Origin of the sequence: Micromonospora sp. NPDC050200 (assembly GCF_040656135.1) — a bacterium.
In the GTDB taxonomy this organism is placed as follows: Bacteria; Actinomycetota; Actinomycetes; order Mycobacteriales; family Micromonosporaceae; genus Micromonospora.
This window is the reverse complement of record NZ_JBFALG010000058.1, coordinates 1-18,607: the sequence shown is the minus strand read 5'-3', so window position 1 is coordinate 18,607 and position 18,607 is coordinate 1. Positions and strand designations below refer to the sequence as shown.

At 75.9% G+C, this 18,607-nt stretch carries 17 protein-coding genes; 10 read left to right on the top strand and 7 right to left on the bottom strand.

Annotated elements, in window-relative coordinates; translation table 11 throughout:
• Positions 1–7 precede the first annotated feature (7 nt).
• From AB0I41_RS28115 to AB0I41_RS28095, 5 genes are all read right to left on the bottom strand, one after another.
• Positions 8–3,376 (bottom strand): error-prone DNA polymerase, encoded by a 3,369-nt coding sequence (locus tag AB0I41_RS28115; protein WP_357113531.1) that lies wholly within the window; start codon positions 3,374–3,376, stop codon positions 8–10.
• Positions 3,377–3,508: 132 nt separating this feature from the next.
• Complete coding sequence (locus AB0I41_RS28110) at positions 3,509–5,131, bottom strand: DNA polymerase Y family protein (RefSeq protein WP_357113529.1); 1,623 nt, start codon at positions 5,129–5,131, stop codon at positions 3,509–3,511.
• Positions 5,128–5,922, bottom strand: coding sequence for a hypothetical protein (locus AB0I41_RS28105; protein ID WP_357113527.1), 795 nt, complete (start codon positions 5,920–5,922; stop codon positions 5,128–5,130). Before AB0I41_RS28105 ends, AB0I41_RS28110 begins: the two co-directional genes overlap by 4 nt.
• 145 nt (positions 5,923–6,067) lie before the next feature.
• A complete protein-coding gene (locus AB0I41_RS28100) occupies positions 6,068–6,571 on the bottom strand; it encodes an SAV_6107 family HEPN domain-containing protein (RefSeq protein ID WP_357113525.1) in 504 nt (167 codons plus the stop codon).
• Between the two features lie 488 nt (positions 6,572–7,059).
• Entirely contained in the window at positions 7,060–8,004 is a 945-nt protein-coding gene (locus tag AB0I41_RS28095) for a hypothetical protein (protein WP_357113523.1), read from the bottom strand.
• Between the two features lie 299 nt (positions 8,005–8,303).
• Between AB0I41_RS28095 and AB0I41_RS28090 the strand changes: the two genes are divergently transcribed.
• The 9 genes from AB0I41_RS28090 to crtI all read left to right on the top strand — a co-directional run bounded on the left by AB0I41_RS28090 (position 8,304) and on the right by crtI (position 16,442).
• Complete coding sequence (locus AB0I41_RS28090) at positions 8,304–9,629, top strand: ferredoxin reductase family protein (protein WP_357113521.1); 1,326 nt, start codon at positions 8,304–8,306, stop codon at positions 9,627–9,629.
• A 20-nt stretch (positions 9,630–9,649) separates the two neighbouring features.
• On the top strand, positions 9,650–10,138 hold the full coding sequence (locus AB0I41_RS28085; protein ID WP_357113519.1) for an FMN-binding protein: 489 nt from the start codon (positions 9,650–9,652) through the stop codon (positions 10,136–10,138).
• Between the two features lie 5 nt (positions 10,139–10,143).
• A complete protein-coding gene (locus AB0I41_RS28080) occupies positions 10,144–10,926 on the top strand; it encodes an FAD:protein FMN transferase (RefSeq protein WP_357113517.1) in 783 nt (260 codons plus the stop codon).
• A gap of 248 nt (positions 10,927–11,174) precedes the next feature.
• A complete protein-coding gene (locus AB0I41_RS28075) occupies positions 11,175–11,663 on the top strand; it encodes a YbaK/EbsC family protein (protein WP_357113515.1) in 489 nt (162 codons plus the stop codon).
• On the top strand, positions 11,660–12,412 hold the full coding sequence (locus AB0I41_RS28070) for a monooxygenase (RefSeq protein WP_357113513.1): 753 nt from the start codon (positions 11,660–11,662) through the stop codon (positions 12,410–12,412). Before AB0I41_RS28075 ends, AB0I41_RS28070 begins: the two co-directional genes overlap by 4 nt.
• Positions 12,409–12,996: a GNAT family N-acetyltransferase gene (locus AB0I41_RS28065; RefSeq protein WP_357113511.1), complete on the top strand. Its 588-nt coding sequence runs from the start codon at positions 12,409–12,411 to the stop codon at positions 12,994–12,996. Before AB0I41_RS28070 ends, AB0I41_RS28065 begins: the two co-directional genes overlap by 4 nt.
• A complete protein-coding gene (locus AB0I41_RS28060) occupies positions 12,993–13,811 on the top strand; it encodes a carotenoid biosynthesis protein (protein WP_357113509.1) in 819 nt (272 codons plus the stop codon). The genes AB0I41_RS28065 and AB0I41_RS28060 overlap by 4 nt, the downstream gene beginning before the upstream one ends.
• Positions 13,808–14,944: a glycosyltransferase family A protein gene (locus tag AB0I41_RS28055; protein WP_357113507.1), complete on the top strand. Its 1,137-nt coding sequence runs from the start codon at positions 13,808–13,810 to the stop codon at positions 14,942–14,944. Before AB0I41_RS28060 ends, AB0I41_RS28055 begins: the two co-directional genes overlap by 4 nt.
• Before the next feature lie 10 nt (positions 14,945–14,954).
• Positions 14,955–16,442, top strand: coding sequence for a phytoene desaturase family protein (gene crtI / locus AB0I41_RS28050; protein WP_357113505.1), 1,488 nt, complete (start codon positions 14,955–14,957; stop codon positions 16,440–16,442).
• Between the two features lie 6 nt (positions 16,443–16,448).
• On the opposite strand, the gene AB0I41_RS28045 is transcribed toward crtI, so the two are convergent.
• Together AB0I41_RS28045 and metF are read right to left on the bottom strand one after the other, a co-directional pair.
• A complete protein-coding gene (locus AB0I41_RS28045; RefSeq protein WP_357113503.1) occupies positions 16,449–17,138 on the bottom strand; it encodes a CDP-alcohol phosphatidyltransferase family protein in 690 nt (229 codons plus the stop codon).
• A 44-nt stretch (positions 17,139–17,182) separates the two neighbouring features.
• Positions 17,183–18,100 (bottom strand): methylenetetrahydrofolate reductase [NAD(P)H], encoded by a 918-nt coding sequence (gene metF, locus AB0I41_RS28040; RefSeq protein ID WP_357113501.1) that lies wholly within the window; start codon positions 18,098–18,100, stop codon positions 17,183–17,185.
• A 277-nt stretch (positions 18,101–18,377) separates the two neighbouring features.
• Between metF and AB0I41_RS28035 the strand changes: the two genes are divergently transcribed.
• Positions 18,378–18,607: hypothetical protein (locus AB0I41_RS28035; protein ID WP_357113500.1), on the top strand; the 230-nt coding region annotated here is incomplete at its 3' end.

Below are 18,607 nucleotides of genomic sequence, written 5' to 3'. Positions count from 1 at the left end.
ACTGAAGTCAGCGGAAATCCCGGGACGCCGGGCTGACCGGCGGCTCGATGGCGTCCAGCCGGTCGGCGGTGAGGCTGGTGACTCCCTCGTGCCGCTGCAACCGGCCTCGCACCACCAGCGCCGTGCTGGTACGGGCGATTCGACGATAACGCTGCCAGAGCCCCGGGGAGCAAGTGACATTGAGCATCCCCGTCTCGTCCTCCAGGTTGAGAAAGGTGACCCCGCCGGCGGTCGCGGGCCGCTGCCGGTGGGTGACGATCCCGCCGACCCGGATCCGCCGGCCGGGCTCCACCCGACCCAGCCGGGCGATCGGCACGGCGCCGAGGGCGTCGAGCCGGTCGCGGATGAACCGGGCCGGGTGGCTCTCCGGGGACAGCCCGGTCGCCCAGACGTCGGCGACCAGCCGGTCCACCGCCTCCATCCCGGGCAGGGTGGGCGCGGCCGTCCCGGTCACCGTGCCGGGCAGCCGGCCCGGCCGGTCCTGGGCCGCCGCGCCGGCGGCCCAGAGCGCCTGCCGCCGGGTCAGCCCGAAACAGGCGAAGGCGTCCGCGGTGGCCAGTGCCTCCAGCTGCGCGGCGGTGAGCCCGACCCGCCGGGCCAGGTCCGGCATGTCCGCGTACGGCCCGTGCGCCGTCCGCTCCGCCTCGATCCGCTCGGCCACGTCCGCGCCGAGGGTACGCACACCGCCCAGCCCGAGCCGGACGGCCGGCCCGCCCAGCCCCCATTCGTGCGGGGGTTCCCCGGGGGCGCTGCCCCACCGGGTGGTCGGGGTGGACTCCAGCACCGCCAGGGCGCCGCTGGCGTTGATGTCCGGCCGGCGTACCTCGACGCCGTGCCGGCGGGCGTCGTCGACCAGGGTCTGCGGCGAGTAGAAGCCCATCGGCTGGGCGTTGAGCAGCGCGGCCAGGAACGGCGCCGGGTGGTAGCGCTTGAGCCAGGAGCTGGCGTAGACCAGGTAGGCGAAGCTCATCGCGTGGCTCTCCGGGAAGCCGTAGCTGGCGAACGCGGTGAGCTTGCGGTAGACGTCGTCGGCCAGCTCGCCGGTGATGCCCCGCTCGGCCATCCCGGCGTAGAGCCGGCCGGCGATCTGCGCCATCCGCTCCACCGAGCGCTTGGACCCCATCGCCCGGCGCAGCTGGTCGGCCCCGGCCGCGTCGAAGCCGGCCAGGTCGATCGCGAGCTGCATCAGCTGCTCCTGGAACAGCGGCACGCCGAGGGTCTTCTCCAGCGCGTTGCGCATCAGCGGGTGCGGGAAGGTCACCGGCTCCTGGCCGTTCTTGCGCCGGATGTACGGGTGCACCGAACCGCCCTGGATCGGGCCGGGCCGGATCAGCGCCACCTCGACCACCAGGTCGTAGAACTCGCGGGGCTTGAGCCGGGGCAGGGTGGCCATCTGGGCGCGGCTCTCCACCTGGAACACCCCGACCGAGTCGGCCCGGCAGAGCATGTCGTAGACCTCGGGGTCGTCCAGCGTCATGTCGCCCAGGTCGAGGGTCATCCCGATCATGTCGTAGCCGTAGTGCAGCGCGGAGAGCATGCCGAGGCCGAGCAGGTCGAACTTGACCAGGCCGACGGCGGCGCAGTCGTCCTTGTCCCACTGGAGCACGCTGCGACCGGGCATCCGGCCCCACTCCACCGGGCACACCTCGATCACCGGCCGGTCGCAGATCACCATGCCACCGGAGTGGATGCCCAGGTGCCGGGGGAACGTCTGCAGCTCGTTGGCGTACGCGACCACCTGCTCGGGGATGTCCTCGACGTCGACCGAGGCGACCGAGCCCCACCGGTCGATCTGCTTGCTCCAGGCGTCCTGCTGGCCGGGTGAGAAGCCGAACGCCTTGGCCACGTCCCGCACCGCCGAGCGGGGCCGGTAGGAGATGACGTTGGCGACCTGGGCGGTGTGCTCCCGGCCGTACCGGGCGTAGACGTGCTGGATCACCTCCTCCCGGCGGTCGGACTCGATGTCCACGTCGATGTCGGGCGGGCCGTCGCGTTCCGGGGCGAGGAAGCGCTCGAAGAGCAGCCGGTGCCGGACCGCGTCCACGTTGGTGATCCGCAGCGCGTAGCAGACCGCCGAGTTGGCCGCCGAACCCCGGCCCTGGCAGTAGATGTCCTGCTCACGGCAGAACGTGACGATGTCGTAGACCACCAGGAAGTAGCCGGGGAAGCCGAGGTCGGAGATCATCCGCAGCTCGTGCTCCAGCTGCCCGTACGCCTCCGGGTGCGCCTCGGGGGGGCCGTAGCGCTCCCGGGCGCCGTCCAGGGTGAGCTTCCGCAGCCAGCTCATCTCGGTGTGCCCCGGCGGCACCGGGTACGCCGGCAGCTTCGGCGCGACCAGCTGGAGATCGAAGGCGAGCTCGGCGCCGAACTCGGCGGCCCGGGCCACCGCCCCCGGGTACGCGGCGAACCGGGTCGCCATCTCCGCGCCGCTGCGCAGGTGCGCGGTGGCGGCGGCGGGCAGCCAGCCGTCGATCTCGTCCAGGCTGCGCCGGGCGCGGACCGCCGCCAGGGTGGTGGCGAGCCGGCGCCGGCCCGGGGTCGCGTAGTGCACGTTGTTGGTGGCCACCGTGGGCAGCCCGGCGGCGGCGGCCAGCTCGGCGAGGGCGTCGTTGCGGTCGGCGTCGACCGGGTGCCCGTGGTCGGTCAGCTCCACCGCCACCGTCTCCGCGCCGAAGAGGGCGGTGAGCCGGTCCAGCTCGCGGGCCGCCGCGTCGACGCCCTCGGTGAGCAGCGCGCCCGGCACGTGCCCCTTGCGGCAGCCGGTGAGCACCAGCACGTGGTCGCGCAGCTCGGCGGCGACCTCCTCCAGCTCGCCGTAGACCGGGCGGCCCTTCTCCCCGCCGCGCAGTTGGGCGCGGGCGATGGTGGTGGCCAGCCGGGCGTACCCCTCGTGCCCGTGGGCGAGCACCAGCAGGTGCGCGCCGTGCGGGTCGGGCTCGCCGTTCTGCGGGCCGGGCAGCCCCAGGGAGAGCTCGGCGCCGAAGATCGTCGGCAGGTGCAGCGCGCGGGCCGCCTCGGCGAAACGGACCACGCCGTAGAAGCCGTCGTGGTCGGTGACGGCGAGCGCGGTGAGCCCCAGCCGGGCGGCCTCCTCGGCCAGCTCCTCCGGGTGGCTGGCGCCGTCGAGGAAGCTGAAGTTGCTGTGCGCGTGCAGCTCGGCGTAGGGCACCGTACCGTCGGGGCGGGGCAGCTCGGGCGCCTCGTAGTGCTGGCGCTTGCGGCTCCAGGCCGGGGCGTCGCCGCCGTCGGCGTCAACCGCGAGCGGGTCGACCACGTGCAGGTGCCGCTCGTCCCGGTTTCCCCACCCGTCCCGGGACCGGCCGGAGAGCACCCGTTCCAGCTCCGACCAGGGCAGGTTCGGGTTGTGAAAGCTCACGGGACCGCCCCTCGCCCGGCTTGCGGCGAGATCTTGGCAGGTTCAGGCCCCTCCAGGGGCCGAAACCTTCCACGATCCGATTTCGCCCGGCGGTTCGCCCTGGCCGCCCGGCCCGGCCCGGCCACTTCCCGCTCAGTCATAGATCGCCTCCACCAGCCACTGGCCGCCCTCGACCGCGAGCAGCAGGGCGGCCCCGTCGACGAGGCAGACCTGGAACCGGGCCCGGCGCCGGGCCTCGGCCGGCGCCCACCAGCGCTCGTCCACCGGCCACGGGCCGGCCCAGCCGACGATCTCGACCGGCCGGCCGGTGCCGACGACCAGCCGCGCGGGCGCGGCGCTCACCGCCAGCCGGGCGTTGACCACGACCGGTTCACCGGTGGCGTCGTGCACGGCGGCGAGGAACGGGGTCGGCAGCACCACGGCCGGCGCGGGCGGCGGAAGCCGCCCCGGCCACGGCGGCACCGGCGCTGCCGGCCCGGCCGGCAGCGCCGGCTCACCCGGTCCGGTCGGCAGGGGTGGCTCGCCCAGACGGGCGGGCAGTCGTTCGTCGCCCCACGGGACCAGGCGCACCTGGTCGGCCGGGGAGCGTCCGCCACCGAGCACGGTGGTGACCACCGCCTCGGGGCCGAGGATGCCCTGCACCCGGCTCAGCGCGCGGTGCGCCCGTTCCCGCTCCTCGCCGGTCTCCCCCCACAACCCCGGTTGCAGGCCGGCCTGGGCGAGCACCCCGTCCGGCACCAGCCGCAGCCGGATGATCCCGGCGGTGGGACGGGCCGGGCGGGCGCCGCCCCGGCCGTTGCTGCCGGAGAGCCAGCCGTCCAACTGCCAGCGGACCCGGTCGGCGATGGCCGCGGCGGTGAGCAGCCCGTCGTGCCGCCAGACCCGGTGCAGCTCCTGGCCGTGCGCGGTGACCGCCTCGATGCCGAGCCGGGTGCAGGCCAGCCCGTACGCCGCGAGCCGCTCGTGCAACTGCTCGGCCAGCGTCCGGGCGGCGAACGCCGCGGCGTCGACCCGGTCGATCGGCTCGTCGTACTCGGCGGTGACCGTCAGGTCGGCCGGCGGCTGCCGGACCGCGAGCGGCCGGTGGTCCCGGCCGGCGGCGAGCCGGTGGGCCAGCGCCCCGTCGAAGCCGAACCGGGCCAGCACGTCACCGGCGGGGAGCGCGGCGAAGTCCCCGAGGGTACGCACCCCCAGCCGGCGCAGCAGGTCGGTCAGGGCCGGCCGGCCGAGCGCCTCGACGGGCAGGGCGGCCAGGAACTCCGGGGCCCCGCCGGGCGGCACGACACGCCCGTCCCGGGCGGCCAGCCCGGCGGCGAAGACCCCGTCGGCGATACCGACCTGGCTCTCCACCGCGCAGCTCTGGGCGACGTGCTCGACGATCCGCTCGGCCGCCGCCTCCTCCCCACCGAGGTAGCGGCTCGGCCCCCGGGCGGCCAGCGCGCAGGCCCCCGGGCGGATCACCTCGACCCCGACGGCCACCTCCTCGACGGCGGCCACCACCGGCTCGAACGCCCGGGCGTCCCGGCCGGGGTCGTGGTCGACGACGGTGAGCTGCGGGCAGCGCCCCTGCGCCTCCCGCTTGCGCAACCCGCGGCGTACGCCCTCGGCGCGGGCCCGCTCGGAACAGGCGACCACCCGGTTGGCGTGCAGCACCGCGACCGGGTCGGTGGCGGGCACCCCGTCGACGATCTCGGCGGCGAGGACCGGCCAGTCCGGGCACCAGAGCAGCAGGGTCCGCGCGGGCGCACCGGTCATGCCGGACCGACCACGGTGAACGCGCCGCGGCGGGACCGGGCGGCGGGAGCGGACGCGGCGGCCGACACCACCACGCGCAGCCGCCCGGCACCCGACCGGCCGCTGCCGGAGCCGGACCCGGTGGCCCGGGGGATGACCCGGGTCAGCTCGTCGCCGGGCAGCCAGACCTTGATCTCCTTGGGGCGGGCGGCCGCGCCCCGCCCGCGGGCCGAGACGGTCACCTCCCGGCGGCGCAGCCGCCCCCGGCCCGGGCCGAGCCCCTCCCAGACCCCGCGGACCACCTGGAGCGTGACGTCCGCGCCGTCCCACCGGCCGTACGGGACGAGCACGCTGCCGCGCTGCCGGGCCCGGGCGGCCAGCCGGTTGGCGACGGAGGCGGAGACCGTGGCCGGCACGGCGGTGACCACCACGTCGACCCCGTCGATGAGCGCGGCGACGACGGTGGGCCACTCGGGCCCGGGGTGCGGCACCAGGGCGAGCCGGTCCAGGGCGATCCCGGCCTCGGCCGCCGCGCCGGCCCCGAAGGTGGGCACGCCGACCACGGCGCACCAGGAGCCGGCCCGGGACGCCTCGGCGAGCAGGGCGAGGATCAGCGATGTCCCGCCACTGCGCCCGGGCTGCCCGACGCCGACCGCGATGGTGCTGCCGCGCCGCAGCCCGCGGTTGGGCAGCAACCCGGTCAGCTCGGGCCGGACGGGCAGCACCCGGTGGCCACCCGCCGGGTCGGGCGCGCTCGCCGGGCGCACCAGTTCGGCCAGCGCGGCGGAACCGACCACCATGCGGCCCGCCATCGGACCTACCCCCTGTCGTGTGTCGCCCACGGGTACCAACCCCGTGGTGGTGCTGCTGGATCTCCACGCGTGGCGGACGCCGCCGGACCCGGACACGGCGCGTCCGGCCACCCGCCTCCCCGTCGGGTGGCCGGACGTCGCCCGGTCAGGCGGCGGCTGCTCCGGGTCGCGGCGTGGCGTCAGACACGCCGAGCCGGAGTGGCCGGTGCAGACCGTCGAGCGCCGGCTGGTGCGCCAGGCCGAGCGCGGTCTCCACCACGGTCACGAACTCCTCGGCGGCGCGGAGCAGATCGTCGGCCTCCCGGGCGGTGACCACCCGGGGGATGCCGGCTTCGGCGGCGGCCCGCTTGCTCGCCCCGGCGGCGAAGTAGCCGGCCCACTCGTCGAGCTCGGGAGCGACGGTGGAGAGCAGGATCCAGACGCTGGTGATCCGGTTGCGCCGGGTGGGTGCGGGGCGGGCGCGGGCGGCGAGCAGCGCGGCGGCGGCGCGCAGCGCCGCGAGGTGGGCGGCGGCGTACCGGAGGCCGTCGGGGCGGGTCCGGGCGGCCTCGGCCAGCCCGTGGCGGGCCACCGCGAGCAACTGTGCGGGGGTGCGGTGCGGCAGCACGTGCGCGGGCACCGTCGGCGCCTGGACCGGGCTGGTCGGCATAGTCTCTCCTCCGCGTGGGCCGGGGCGGGCGGCCGCGCGACGGATCAAATCCGCCGGCGGGGGCGCCCGGAGCGGGCGGTGCGGAGGAAGACGCACCAGGTGGGGCCGGCCGGGTGTGGACGCTTCCCCACACCACACCCGGCCGGCGTACCGGCGGGTCCGTCGCCCGCCGCCCGGGGGTCGTGGGCGGCGGGCGACGATCCTGCCTGACGGGTCCGGACTCGCGACTGCCCGACGCCCGGTGCGGTCCGCGGAACCGCACCTCCCGGGAGCCGGCGCCGCGAAACACCCCTCCCGGGCGTTGGAACGAGCGTACGACTGAATCGAACACTCGTTCTAACCGCCCTGACAGTACACCTCCCCGTCGACGAAAACGCAACGTGTGGCGTATGACGTGGCGCGCCGGGCGTCGAGTCACCGCCACTCCGCCTGGAAGAGCAGTCGGACCACCGGATGCGGCCGCACCCGCGCGTCGCCGTGCGGGCCGGTCAGGTGCGGTACGGATTGCGGACGTAGCTGAGGCTGAACGCGCCGATGTTGCTGAAGTAGACCGAGATCAGGTACGCCGGATCGGTGTTGATGACGCCGGCCTGAAGGTCGCTGCCGTCGGTCGTGTCGTCCCAGTACCACGGGGCACGGGCGGCGTCGGTCTGCCCGGTGTCGCCGGCGAACCGCCCCCAGCTGCCGAAGGTCTGCGAGTCGGAACGGCGCCCCCAGAGGCTACCGGGGGCGAAGACGTCCACGAGCTGGTAGGGCACGGCGCGGTCGTTCCCGCTGCGCGGTACCGCACCCCCGGACCGGCTCGGGTAGTAGACGAGCCCGTCACCTCCGGGGAAGGACGAACCGTCCCAGTTGTAGCAGCCGTGCCCCTTGGCCTCCTGGAAGCTCGTCGGATGCGCGGCGCCGTCATGGCCCTGCAGCAGCAGGGTGCCGTCGATGTTCTCCCGCCCGTCGCGGTACGCGCCCCCGCTCGGGACGTACGAATAGAAGTTGTCATGGGCGAGGGTCACCATCGCCTCGACGGCGCCGTACTCGCTGCCGTCCTTGCGGACGGTGAGCAGCAGGCCCTCCATGTCGTTCTCGTGGGGGAAGAACGTCTTCCAGTCCCGGGCGTGGAAGAAGCCGTAGCTGATGAACCAGTGGGTCGTGGACTCGACGACGGAGTAGTAGGCCGTCCCGATCAGGCCCGACCGGTAGTAGTCGAGGTTCTCCCAGTTGTTGCGGGTGTTCCAGTCGCCGTCGTAGTTGACCGGCGCGAGATAGTCACCGGGGTAGTTCGACGCGGCGCTGTCCTGGTAGTGGATCGGGGCCCACCGGTAGGCGAGGTCGGCGTCGGTCGGCGCGGCCTGCGCCGGCGCCGCGGTGACCTGCAGTGTGGTGCCGAGCAGCAGGCTGCACAGCGCCGATACGATCAACGATCGTCGGGGTTTCACGCGTCATCTCCTATCGATGTCGGACGATGATCGCAGGCTACGTAACCCCCGAGGACTGCAACAGTCCTCGATGAGATGTTCATCGACGGCTCACCGTCGGATCACCGCCCCCGGGCCGACCCCCGGCCGGGGGCTCTCAGCGCGCACACAGCATCGCCAAAGGTGTCGTGGAGGTAGGCCGGTCAGGGTTGACCCCATGAACGCCAGCCGTACCGGAGCGACCCTCCCGTGACCGCCGCCCTCGCCAACCGGCAGGGCGTGCGCGTACCCTGCCGGCGGTCCCCGCCTGGTGGGGCGACGTGGCCGGCAGCGCGGCGGCACTCAGCCTGCTGGTCGTCACCGCGCTCTGGACCGCCGACCGGGGGGTGCAGGAGCTGCTGGGCGGGCTCGCCACCGGCCTCACCTCCGCCGGCCGGCTCACCGGCCTGCTCAGCGCCGACCTGATGCTCGTCCAGGTGGTGCTGATGGCCCGGGTGCCGCTGGTCGAGCGGCGCTTCGGGCAGGACCGGATCGCCCGCTGGCACCGGCTGGCCGGCTTCACCTCGTTCCACCTGCTGCTCGCCCACGTCGTGCTGACCACCCTCGGGTACGCCGGCACCGCTCGGGAGAACGCCCTCACGCAGCTCTGGCTGCTGGTCACCGCGTACCCCGGCATGCTGCTGGCCGCCGCCGCGCTGGCGCTGCTGGTGCTGGTGGTGGTCACCTCGGTCCGCGCGGCCCGCCGCCGGCTGCGCTACGAGTCCTGGCACCTGCTGCACCTGTACGCGTACCTGGGGATCGGGCTGGCGCTGCCGCACCAGCTCTGGACCGGCGCCGACTTCGTCGGCTCGTCCGCCGCCCGGGCCTACTGGTGGACGGCGTACCTGGTGGCGCTGGGCAGCGTGCTGGTCTTCCGGCTCGGCCTGCCGGCCTGGCGCTCGCTGCGGCACCGGGTCGAGGTGGCCGCGGTGGTGCCCGAGGCGCCCGGGATCACCTCGGTCTGGCTGCGCGGGCGCCACCTGGACCGGCTGCAGGTCCGGGCCGGGCAGTTCTTCTGCTGGCGGTTCCTGGACGGCCCCGGCTGGTCCCGGGCGCACCCCTACTCGCTGTCCGCGCCACCGTCGGGCGACCTGATGCGGATCACCGTCAAGGCGCTCGGGGACGACAGCGCCCGGGTCACCACCCTGCGCCCCGGCACCCGGGTGCTGCTGGAGGGGCCGTACGGGCGGCTGACCGGGGAGCACTGGCGCGGCGGCGGGGTCACCCTGCTCGCCTGCGGCGTCGGCGTCACCCCGCTGCTGGCCCTGCTCTGGGAGCTGCCGTACGCCCCGGGGCAGGCGGTGCTGCTCTACCGCGCGCGTACCGGAGAGGAGCTGGCCTTCCGGGCGGAGCTGGACCGGCTCGCAGCGGTTCGCGGCGTGGTGGTGCACCACCTGGTCGGGCCACGCGCGCGGCGACCGTCCTGGCTGCCGGCCTACGCCGAGGGCCTGCCCGACGCCGAGGCGCTGCGCCGGCTCTCCCCCGACATCGCCACCCACGACGTCTACCTCTGCGGCCCGGACGGCTGGATCGACGCGGCGCAGGCCGCGACCCGGGCCGCCGGAGTGCCCGAGCAGCACACCCATCACGAACGTTTTGCCTGGTGACAGGCGGGAGAGGGGAATCCGTGCGACGGATCACCGGCTGGCTGCTCTGCACCGTGGCCGCCCTGGTGCTGCTGTTCAGCTACAAGACCAGCACCATGGGCCCGGGCGGAGGAATCAGCGCGATCGCCGCCGGCGCCGACGACACCGGGGGCGACCCGGGTACGACCGGCCGGCCCGGCTCGGCGGCCACCTCGGACTCCGGCTCCACCCGCTCGGGCAGCGCCGCCGGGGCCGGCCGGTACGACGGGTCGGTGGCGCAGACCCGGTGGGGGCCGGTGCAGGTCCGGATCACCGCCTCGGGCGGGAAGATCACCGGGATCGACGCGCTCCAGGTGCCGGACGGGAACTTCCGGGATCGGCAGATCAACGACTACGCGGTGCCGATCCTGCGGCAGGAGGCCCTCGCGGCGCAGAGCGCCGAGATCGACACCGTCTCCGGCGCGACCGTCACCAGTGACGGCTACCGCGAGTCCCTGCAGGCCGCCATCGACGCGGCGCACCTGAGGTGAGCGGGGTGGGCACGGTGGAGCTGGCCCGGCGGGCCTGGGTGGTGCAGGTGATGGGGCTGCCGGTGAGCGTGCACCTGCGTGGCCCCGACGTGCGCACCGACGCCGTCGCCGCCCGGGTGGAGCGGCTCTTCGCCGAGCTGCGCGAGGTGGACGCGACGTTCAGCACGTACCGGCCGGAGAGCGTGCTCGGGCGCCTCGGCGGCCGGATGCCCGACCCGGCCACCGCCGCGCCGGCGGTGCGCGAGGTGGTCGAGCTGTGCGAGCTGGCCCGGGCGCGCACCGGCGGCCGGTTCGACGCCCGGCGGCTGCCGCTGCCCTCCGGTGGCGTCGGGTTCGACCCTTCCGGGCTGGTCAAGGGCTGGGCGATCGGGCGGGCCGCCCGCTGGCTGGGCGACCTGCCGGACCACGACCTCTGCCTCAACGCGGGCGGGGACGTGCTGCTGCGGACCGGGGCGGACCGGCCGGGCTGGCGGGTCGGCATCGAGGACCCGGACCGTCCCGGCCGGCTGCTCGACGTGCTGACCCGGCACGACGGGGCGGTCGCCACCTCGGGCACCGCCCGGCGCGGGGCGCACATCGTGGACCCGCGCACCGGCCGCCCGGCGACCGCGCTGCGGTCGGTCACCGTGGCCGGCCCCGACCTGCTCTGGGCCGACGTGTACGCCACCGCCGCGGTGGCCCGGGGCGCGGACGCGCTGGACTGGCTGGCCACCCTGGACGGGCACGAGGCGCTGCTGGTCGACGCCGCCGGCCGGGTCGGCGCCACCCCCGGCTGGCCGGGCCGGTAGGCGCTCACGGTCGGTCACGAGCCGCCTTTGGGCCGGTTCCGTGACGGTGAGCGACGACTCCGCCCGGGGTGGCACCGACCTCCGCAGCGTCCCACCGGCCCGTCCCACCGTCGACCAGGGGTACGGGCGCCGGAAGACTGGGTGACGCTGCGTGAAGGCGTCGGGCCGCCATGGCCCACCTCGGCCACGCCACGCCGACCGACCTGGCCGGCTCCACCGGCCCACGGCGGACCGGGAAGAATGGCGACATGCAGCCACATTCGAACGTGCGGGCGGTGCAGGCGGCCCTGGACGGCGCGGGGGCGCGCGACGGCGCGGGCGCGCCGAGCGTGGTCCGCCTGCTGCCCGAGGCGGTCCACACCGCGGCCGCGGCCGCCTCGGCGCTCGGCGTCGACGTCGGCGCCATCGCCAACTCGCTGGTCTTCGACGCCGACGGCGCCCCGCTGCTGGTGCTGACCTCCGGCGCGCACCGGGTGGACACCGCCGGACTGGCCGCCCGGATCGGGGTCACCCGGCTGCGCCGCGCCACCCCGGAGTTCGTCCGGGAGCACACCGGCCAGGTGATCGGCGGGGTCGCCCCGCTGGGCCACCCGCGCCCGCTGCGCACCCTGGTCGACACCGCCCTGCAGGGGTACGACGAGGTCTGGGCGGCCGGCGGGGTGCCGCAGGCCGTCTTCCCCAGCACGTACGCGGAACTGCTGCGGATCACCGCCGGCGCCCCGGCCGACGTGGCGTGAGCGAGACGGCGACCGGCGACACCATTCCCGAGCTGGTCACCCTGCACGTGTGGCGGACCTCCCGGGCCGCGCTGCCCCGGGCGCTGACCCGGATGGCGTTCGACCCGCGCCGGCTGCGCGCCAGCCCGGGCGTACGGTTCGGCAAGCTGCTCGGCACCGGGACCGGCACCGGCTTCGGGCCCGGCGACGCCGACCTGACCCGGTGGGCGGCGCTGACCGTGTGGGACTCCCCCGCCGCCGCCGACGGCTTCGACGCCTCCCCGGTCGGCCGGGCCTGGGCGCGGATCGCCCGGGCGACCGTCCGGGTCGACCTGCGCCCGGTGAGCAGCCGCGGCGAGTGGTCCGGCCGGCGTCCGTTCGGCGACCCACCCGGCGGCCGGGTCGACGGCCCGGTGCTGGCGCTGACCCGGGCCCGGCTGCGGCCCCGCCGGGCGGCCACCTTCTGGAGGGCGATCCCCCCGGTGGCCGCCGCGCTGCACGCCGCGCCCGGGCTGCTCGCCCGGTTCGGCGTCGGCGAGGCCCCGCTGGGCTGGCAGGGCACGGTCAGCATGTGGCGCGACCCGGCGGACCTGGTGGCGTTCGCGTACCGTCACCCGGAGCACCGCGCCGCGATCAGCCGCACCCCCACTGAAGGGTGGTACGCGGAGGAACTCTTCGCACGGTTCGAGGTGCGCGACGTGGTCGGCGACCGGACGGTGCTGGGGTGGGTCGCCGACGGCGACGCGGCAACGGTGAAGGGAAACGCATGAGGTTGGTGCGGTGGACGCCGGACGATCTCGTCCGGCGGCTGGACGACGTGGTCGCCGTCTACGGGGAGGCGATGAACTACCGCGCCGACCTGCTGGAGGCCCGTCGCGGCTACATCGCCACCCACGTGCGCCGGCCCGGGTTCCGCGCCGTCGCCAGTCTCACCACCGAGGGCCACCTGGCCGGCTTCGGGTACGGCTACCTGGGCGCGCCCGGGCAGTGGTGGCACGACCAGGTGCACTGGGCGCTGGACCCGCCGGCCCGGCGGCGCTGGCTGACCGACTGCTTCGAGGTGGTGGAGCTGCACGTCCGGCCGCCGGCGCAGGGACACCGCCTGGGCACCCGGCAGCTGACCGCCCTGCTCACCCTCGCCGAGGGGACCACCACCCTGCTGTCCACCCCGGAGGCCGACGAGCAGGCCTCGCGGGCCTGGCGGCTGTACCGGCGGTTCGGCTTCGTCGACGTGCTGCGGCACTTCCACTTCCCCGGCGACGAGCGTCCCTTCGGCGTGCTCGGCCGGGACCTGCCGCTGGCCGCCGCCGAGCCGGCCGCCGCCACCACCCAGCCCGGCCCGGCGGCGCCGTGACCCGACAGCGGGCCCCCTGGGCGTTGCTGGCGGTCCTCGTCCTCGCCCAGATCTGCTACCCGCTCACCACCGGCACGACCCGGGCCAGGCTGACCGTCGCCACCGTCGTGCTGGGCTACCTGCTCGCCGTCGGCCACGCCCTGCTCAGCCGCGGTCCGCGTACGGCGGGGGCGCTGGTCGCGGTGGCCACCGGCGGCGGCTTCGCGATCGAGGCGCTCGGGGTCGCCACCGGCTTCCCGTTCGGCAGCTACGACTACTCCGGCGAGCTCGGCCCGAAGCTGGCCGGGGTGCCGCTGATCATCCCGCTGGCCTGGACCTGGATGGCGTGGCCCGCCTGGCTGGCCGCCGTCCGGCTGACCTCGTCCGGGCCCGGCCGGATCGCGCTGGCCGCCGTCGGGCTGGCCGCCTGGGACCTCTTCCTCGACCCGCAGATGGTGGCCGAGGGCTACTGGGTGTGGCGGGACGCCACCCCCGTCCTGCCCGGGCTGCCCGGCATCCCGGTCAGCAACTACCTGGGCTGGCTGCTCTTCGCGGTGCTGCTGACGAGCGCGCTGCGCCCCCTCGCGGGGCCGACCGTCGCGGTCACCGACTCCCGGGACGAACCGATGTTCGCGCTCTACCTGTGGACGTACCTCTCCAGCGTGCTGGCCCACGCGGCCTTCCTCGGCCTGCCCGCCTCGGCGCTCTGGGGCGCGGTCGGCATGTCGGTGGCCGCGCTGCCGCTGGCGGTGACGCTGGTCCGCGCCCGCCGGCACGGCGCCGGCCGGTGGAAGCCCCGCCGGCCGGCGCGTCCCGGCGTCGACGCCACCGCATGAGCGAGCTCCTCGCCCTGGTCGCCGCGGTCGCCGCGGTCGCCGCGCTGACCGCGCACACCTGGGTCAACGCGGGCCGCCGGCTGCGCCGCCCCGGGGCCGGGCCGGTCGAGGTCACCGAGCCGGTGGCGGTGCTGCTGCCGCTGCGCGACGAGGCGGCCCGGCTGACCCCCTGCCTGCGGTCGCTGCTCGCCCAGCGGGGCGTGCCGCGGCTGGGGATCGTGGTGCTCGACGACGGGTCGACCGACGGCACCGCCGACGTGGTCCGGGCGGTGGCCGGCGACGACCCCCGGGTCACCCTGCTGACCGGGGTCACCCCGCCGCCGGGCTGGCTGGGCAAGCCGCACGCCTGCCACCAGCTCGCCGGCCGGGCCGACCCGGCCGCCACCGCGCTGGCCTTCGTCGACGCCGACGTGGTGCTCACCCCGTACGCCGTCGCGGCGGCGGTCACCGAGCTGCGCGCCGCCGGGGCGGCGCTGCTGTCGCCGTACCCCCGGATCGTGGTGCGGGCGGCGGCCGACCGGCTGGTCCAGCCGCTGTTGCAGTGGTTGTGGCTGACCTTCCTGCCGCTACGCGCGATGGAACGCTCACCGCGGCCGTCGCTGGCCGCCGCCGGCGGGCAGTTCCTGGTGGTGGACCGGGCCGGCTACGACCGGGCCGGCGGGCACGCCGTGGTGGCCGACCGGGTGCTGGAGGACATCGAGCTGGCCCGGGCGGTCAAACGGTCCGGCGGGCGGATCGCCCTGGCCGACGGCTCCGAACTGGCCGCCTGCCGGATGTACGAGAACTGGCCGCAGCTGCGCGACGGCTACACCAAGTCGCTCTGGGCCTCCTTCGGCCACCCGGGCGCGGCGGCGGTCGTGGTGATCCTGCTGCTCCTGCTCTACACCGCTCCCCCGCTGGTCGCCGTCGCGGCGCTCGCGGCCGGCGCGCCGACGGTTGCCGCGTTCGCCGCCACCAGCTACCTGCTCGGGGTCGCCGGGCGGGTGCTCAGCGCCCGGGCCACCGGCGGGCGGGCCTGGCCCGACGCGCTGGCACACCCCGTGTCGGTCGTGGTCCTCGGTTGGCTGACCCTGCGGTCGTACCATCTGCGAAAGCGGCGACGTCTGTCCTGGCGGGGCCGCCCGGTCAGCTAGGAGGCGCGGCATGGCGCGGATCGTGGTCGTCGGCGCCGGGGTCGGCGGGCTGGCCGCCGCCGCCCGGCTGGCCGTCACCGGGCACGAGGTGACCGTCTTCGAACGGGCCGACACCGTCGGCGGCAAGCTCGGCCGGTACGCGCACCACACCCCCGCCGGGTCGTTCCACTTCGACACCGGCCCCAGCCTGTTCACCCTGCCCCAGGTCTTCCACGACCTGTTCGAGGCGACCGGGGCCAAGCTCGACGAGTACCTCGACCTGGTGCCGCTGGACCCGATCGTGCGGCACGTCTTCCCCGGCGGCGGGCCGGCGCTGGACTCCTGCGCCGACCCGGCCGAGTTCGCCGCCCGGATCGGCGCGACCCTCGGCGACCGGGCCGCCGCCGACTGGCAGCGGCTGTGGCGCCGGGCCGCCCGGGTGTGGGAGGCCTCGCACCGGGACATCCTGCGCCGGGCCGTCGACTCGCCGCGCGACCTGGCCGCGCTGGCCTGGCGGCTGGGCGACCTGGCCGCGATCGCACCCGGCCGCAGCCTGCGCGGGCTGGGCCGGCAGCACCTGTCCGACCCGCGGCTGCGGATGCTGCTCGACCGGTACGCCACCTACACCGGCGCCGACCCGCGCCGCGCCCCGGCCGCGCTGGTCGCCGTCCCCTACGCCGAGCTGACGTTCGGCGGCTGGTACCTGCGCGGCGGGCTGGGCACCCTCGCCGACGCGCTGCTGTCCCGCTGCCTGGACCTCGGCGTGGTCGTGCAGACCGGCGCCACGGTCACCCGGATCGACGCCGCGGGCGGCCGGGTGCACGGGGTACGCCTCGCCGGCGCCGCCGCCGGAGTCCCCGCCGACGTGGTGGTGGCCAACACCGACGCGCTCACCCTCTACCGGGACCTGCTGCCCAGCCCGCGCCGGCTGGCCGGGCTGACCGACCGCAGCCTGGCCGGCTTCGTGCTGCTGCTCGGGGTACGCGGCGACTCCGGGCTGGCCCACCACAACGTGTTCTTCCCGCGCGACCACGACGCCGAGTTCGACGCGGTCTTCGGCGACCCGGGGCGGGGCGTACGGGCCCGGCCGGCGGTGGACCCGACGGTGTTCGTCACCATCGCCGACGACCCGATGGTCCGCCCGGACGGACACGAGTCGTGGTTCGTGCTGGTCAACGCCGCCCGGCACGGCACCGCCGCCGGCGCGGTGGACTGGCGCCGGCCGGGGCTGGCCGAGGCGTACGCCGACCGGATCCTCGACGTGCTCGCCGAGCGGGGCGTCGACGTGCGGGACCGGTTGGTGTTCCGGGAGGTCCGCACCCCGGCCGACCTGGACGCGGCGACCGGCGCGCCGGGCGGGACGATCTACGGCACCGCGGGCGGGCTGCTGCGCCCGGCCAACCGGGGCCCGGCGCACGGGCTCTGGCTGGTCGGTGGCTCCAGCCATCCCGGCGGCGGCCTGCCGATGGTGACCCTCTCCGCGCAGATCGTCGCCGAGGAGATCGGCCCGGCCTGGTAGCCGCCGTCAGCCGGCGCCGACGAGGGCGCGGCGCACGGTCGACAGCAGCTGCCCCAGGCCGAAGCCGGCCAGCAGCACCCAGACAGCGGCGGCCATGGTGATGGTCCCGGCGGCCAGGTCCGCGTCGACCAGCCCGGTCAGCCCGGCCAGCAGCAGCCCCACCAGGGCCACGCAGACCCGGGTGGGGCGCTCCCCCACGGTGACCGCGCCGATGTCGCGCATCCCGGCGGCGACCGCGCGGGCCCGGACGTACTCGTGCAGCCAGGACAGCGCGCCCCCGGCCACCACCAGCGCGCCCGGCGCGCCGACCAGCCAGAACGCGGTCAGCCAGGCGATCTCACCGAGCCGGTCGGCGACCGAGTCGTAGACGTAGCCGAGCCGGGTGGACCGGTTGGTGGCCACCGCCACCGCCCCGTCGACGCTGTCCGCCACCGAGGCGAGCAGCACGAACAGCGCCCCGATGATCGGCCCGTCCACCGACCGTACGGAGAACAGCGGCACGCAGAGGCAGAGCAGCACGCCGGCCACGGTCACCGCGGTCGGGGAGACCCGGAGCCGGCCGAGGATGTATCCGAGGTGGTAGGCGAAGCGCAGCCAGGCGCGGACCACCGGCGCGGCGGCCCGCGGGTCGAAGCCGCCGTGCAGCCGCGCCCAGGCGGTCGCATAGTCGTCCCACTTCAGCTGAGTGCCCACCATCGGTCAACCGTCGCGGCGTGGTTCAGGTGTCGGGGTGGGCGCGTTCACACCCGGGCGCCGGCCTGGAGACTGCGCCAGACCTCCCGCGTCGCGGTGGACCGGTTGAGGGTGATGAAGTGGATCCCCGGCACCCCCTCGTCCAGCAGCTTGGCGCACATCTCGCTGGCCTGCTCGATGCCGAGCCGGCGCACCGCCTCCGGGTCGTCGGCGACCCGCTCGAAGCGTTCGGCCAGGGAGCGCGGGAACGGCGCACCGGAGAGCTGCACGGACCGCTCGATGGTGCCGATCTGGGTCACCGGCATCACGCCGGCCAGGATCGGGGTGTGGCAGCCGGCGGCGGCGACCCGGTCACGCAGCCGCAGGTAGTCGTCGGCGTCGAAGAACATCTGGGTGATCGCGAACTCGGCGCCGGCCCGGCACTTGCGGACGAAGTACGCGGTGTCGCTGGCCACGTCGGTCGAGCGCGGGTGCTTGTACGGGAAGGCGGCCACGCCGACGCTGAAGTCGCCGGCGTCGCGGACCAGCCGGACCAGCTCCTCGGCGTAGAGCACGCCCTCGGGGTGGCGGACCCACTCGCCGCCCGGGTCGCCCGGGGGGTCGCCGCGCACGGCGAGCACGTTGCGCACCCCGACGCCGGCCAGCCGGCCGATGACGTTGCGCAGCTCGGCGACCGAGTGGTTGACCGCGGTCAGGTGGGCCATCGGCAGCAGGGTGGTCTCGGTGGCGATCCGCTCGGTCACCGCCACCGTGGTGTCCCGGGTCGACCCGCCGGCGCCGTAGGTGATGGACACGAACGAGGGACGCAGCGACTCCAGCTCCCGGATGGCCTGCCAGAGCAGCCGCTCGCCCTCGCGCGTCTTGGGCGGGAAGAACTCGAAGGAGAAGGTCGGCTGGCGGTCACGGATCAGCTCCCCGATCGCCGGCTGGGGATTGGGGAGGACGGAGGGTAGACCGAGCGCCACGCCCCGACTCTAGCGGGAACCGGCCCCCGAACCCACGATCTTCCCAGCGGAATATCGACGGCCGTCGCCGAACGGCTGGCGGGCCGGTCGGCGCGGCGACGCACGGCGGGTCCGCCGCGACGTCGTACCCCCGGGGTAGAACAGGAGCCAGCGCGGGTGGCGCCGGTCGGGGCCGGTGCCCGGGGGCACGCGCGGGGGTCAGCACCGACCGACGGCGCGCCGGTCCCGTCCTGCCGGACGGCCGGCGTCGCCGCGCCGACGCCCGACCGGAGGACCGATGACCCCGCCCGACCCGCGCCTGCTCGGGCCGCTGATCGCCCAGCTGCGGCTGGCCCGTGGCTGGAGCCAGCAGCGGCTCGCCGACGAGCTCTGCGCCGCCTCCGGCGCCCCCACCGTGACCCGGCACGAGATCTCCGGCAGCCACGCCTGCAGCGGGAACTGGCCGGACTTGCCGGTCGCGCCGAGCAGCAGCAGCAGGCCCAGCGCCAGCACGGTGCCGCTGGTCAA

Coding starts and splice junctions, on each gene's coding strand:
- AB0I41_RS28110 (WP_357113529.1), bottom strand. CDS start 5,131: ATGACCGGTGCGCCCGCGCGGACCCTGCTGCTCTGGTGCCCGGACTGG.
- AB0I41_RS28065 (WP_357113511.1), top strand. CDS start 12,409: ATGAGGTTGGTGCGGTGGACGCCGGACGATCTCGTCCGGCGGCTGGAC.
- AB0I41_RS28105 (WP_357113527.1), bottom strand. CDS start 5,922: ATGGCGGGCCGCATGGTGGTCGGTTCCGCCGCGCTGGCCGAACTGGTG.
- AB0I41_RS28055 (WP_357113507.1), top strand. CDS start 13,808: ATGAGCGAGCTCCTCGCCCTGGTCGCCGCGGTCGCCGCGGTCGCCGCG.
- crtI (WP_357113505.1), top strand. CDS start 14,955: ATGGCGCGGATCGTGGTCGTCGGCGCCGGGGTCGGCGGGCTGGCCGCC.
- AB0I41_RS28100 (WP_357113525.1), bottom strand. CDS start 6,571: ATGCCGACCAGCCCGGTCCAGGCGCCGACGGTGCCCGCGCACGTGCTG.
- AB0I41_RS28075 (WP_357113515.1), top strand. CDS start 11,175: ATGCAGCCACATTCGAACGTGCGGGCGGTGCAGGCGGCCCTGGACGGC.
- AB0I41_RS28045 (WP_357113503.1), bottom strand. CDS start 17,138: ATGGTGGGCACTCAGCTGAAGTGGGACGACTATGCGACCGCCTGGGCG.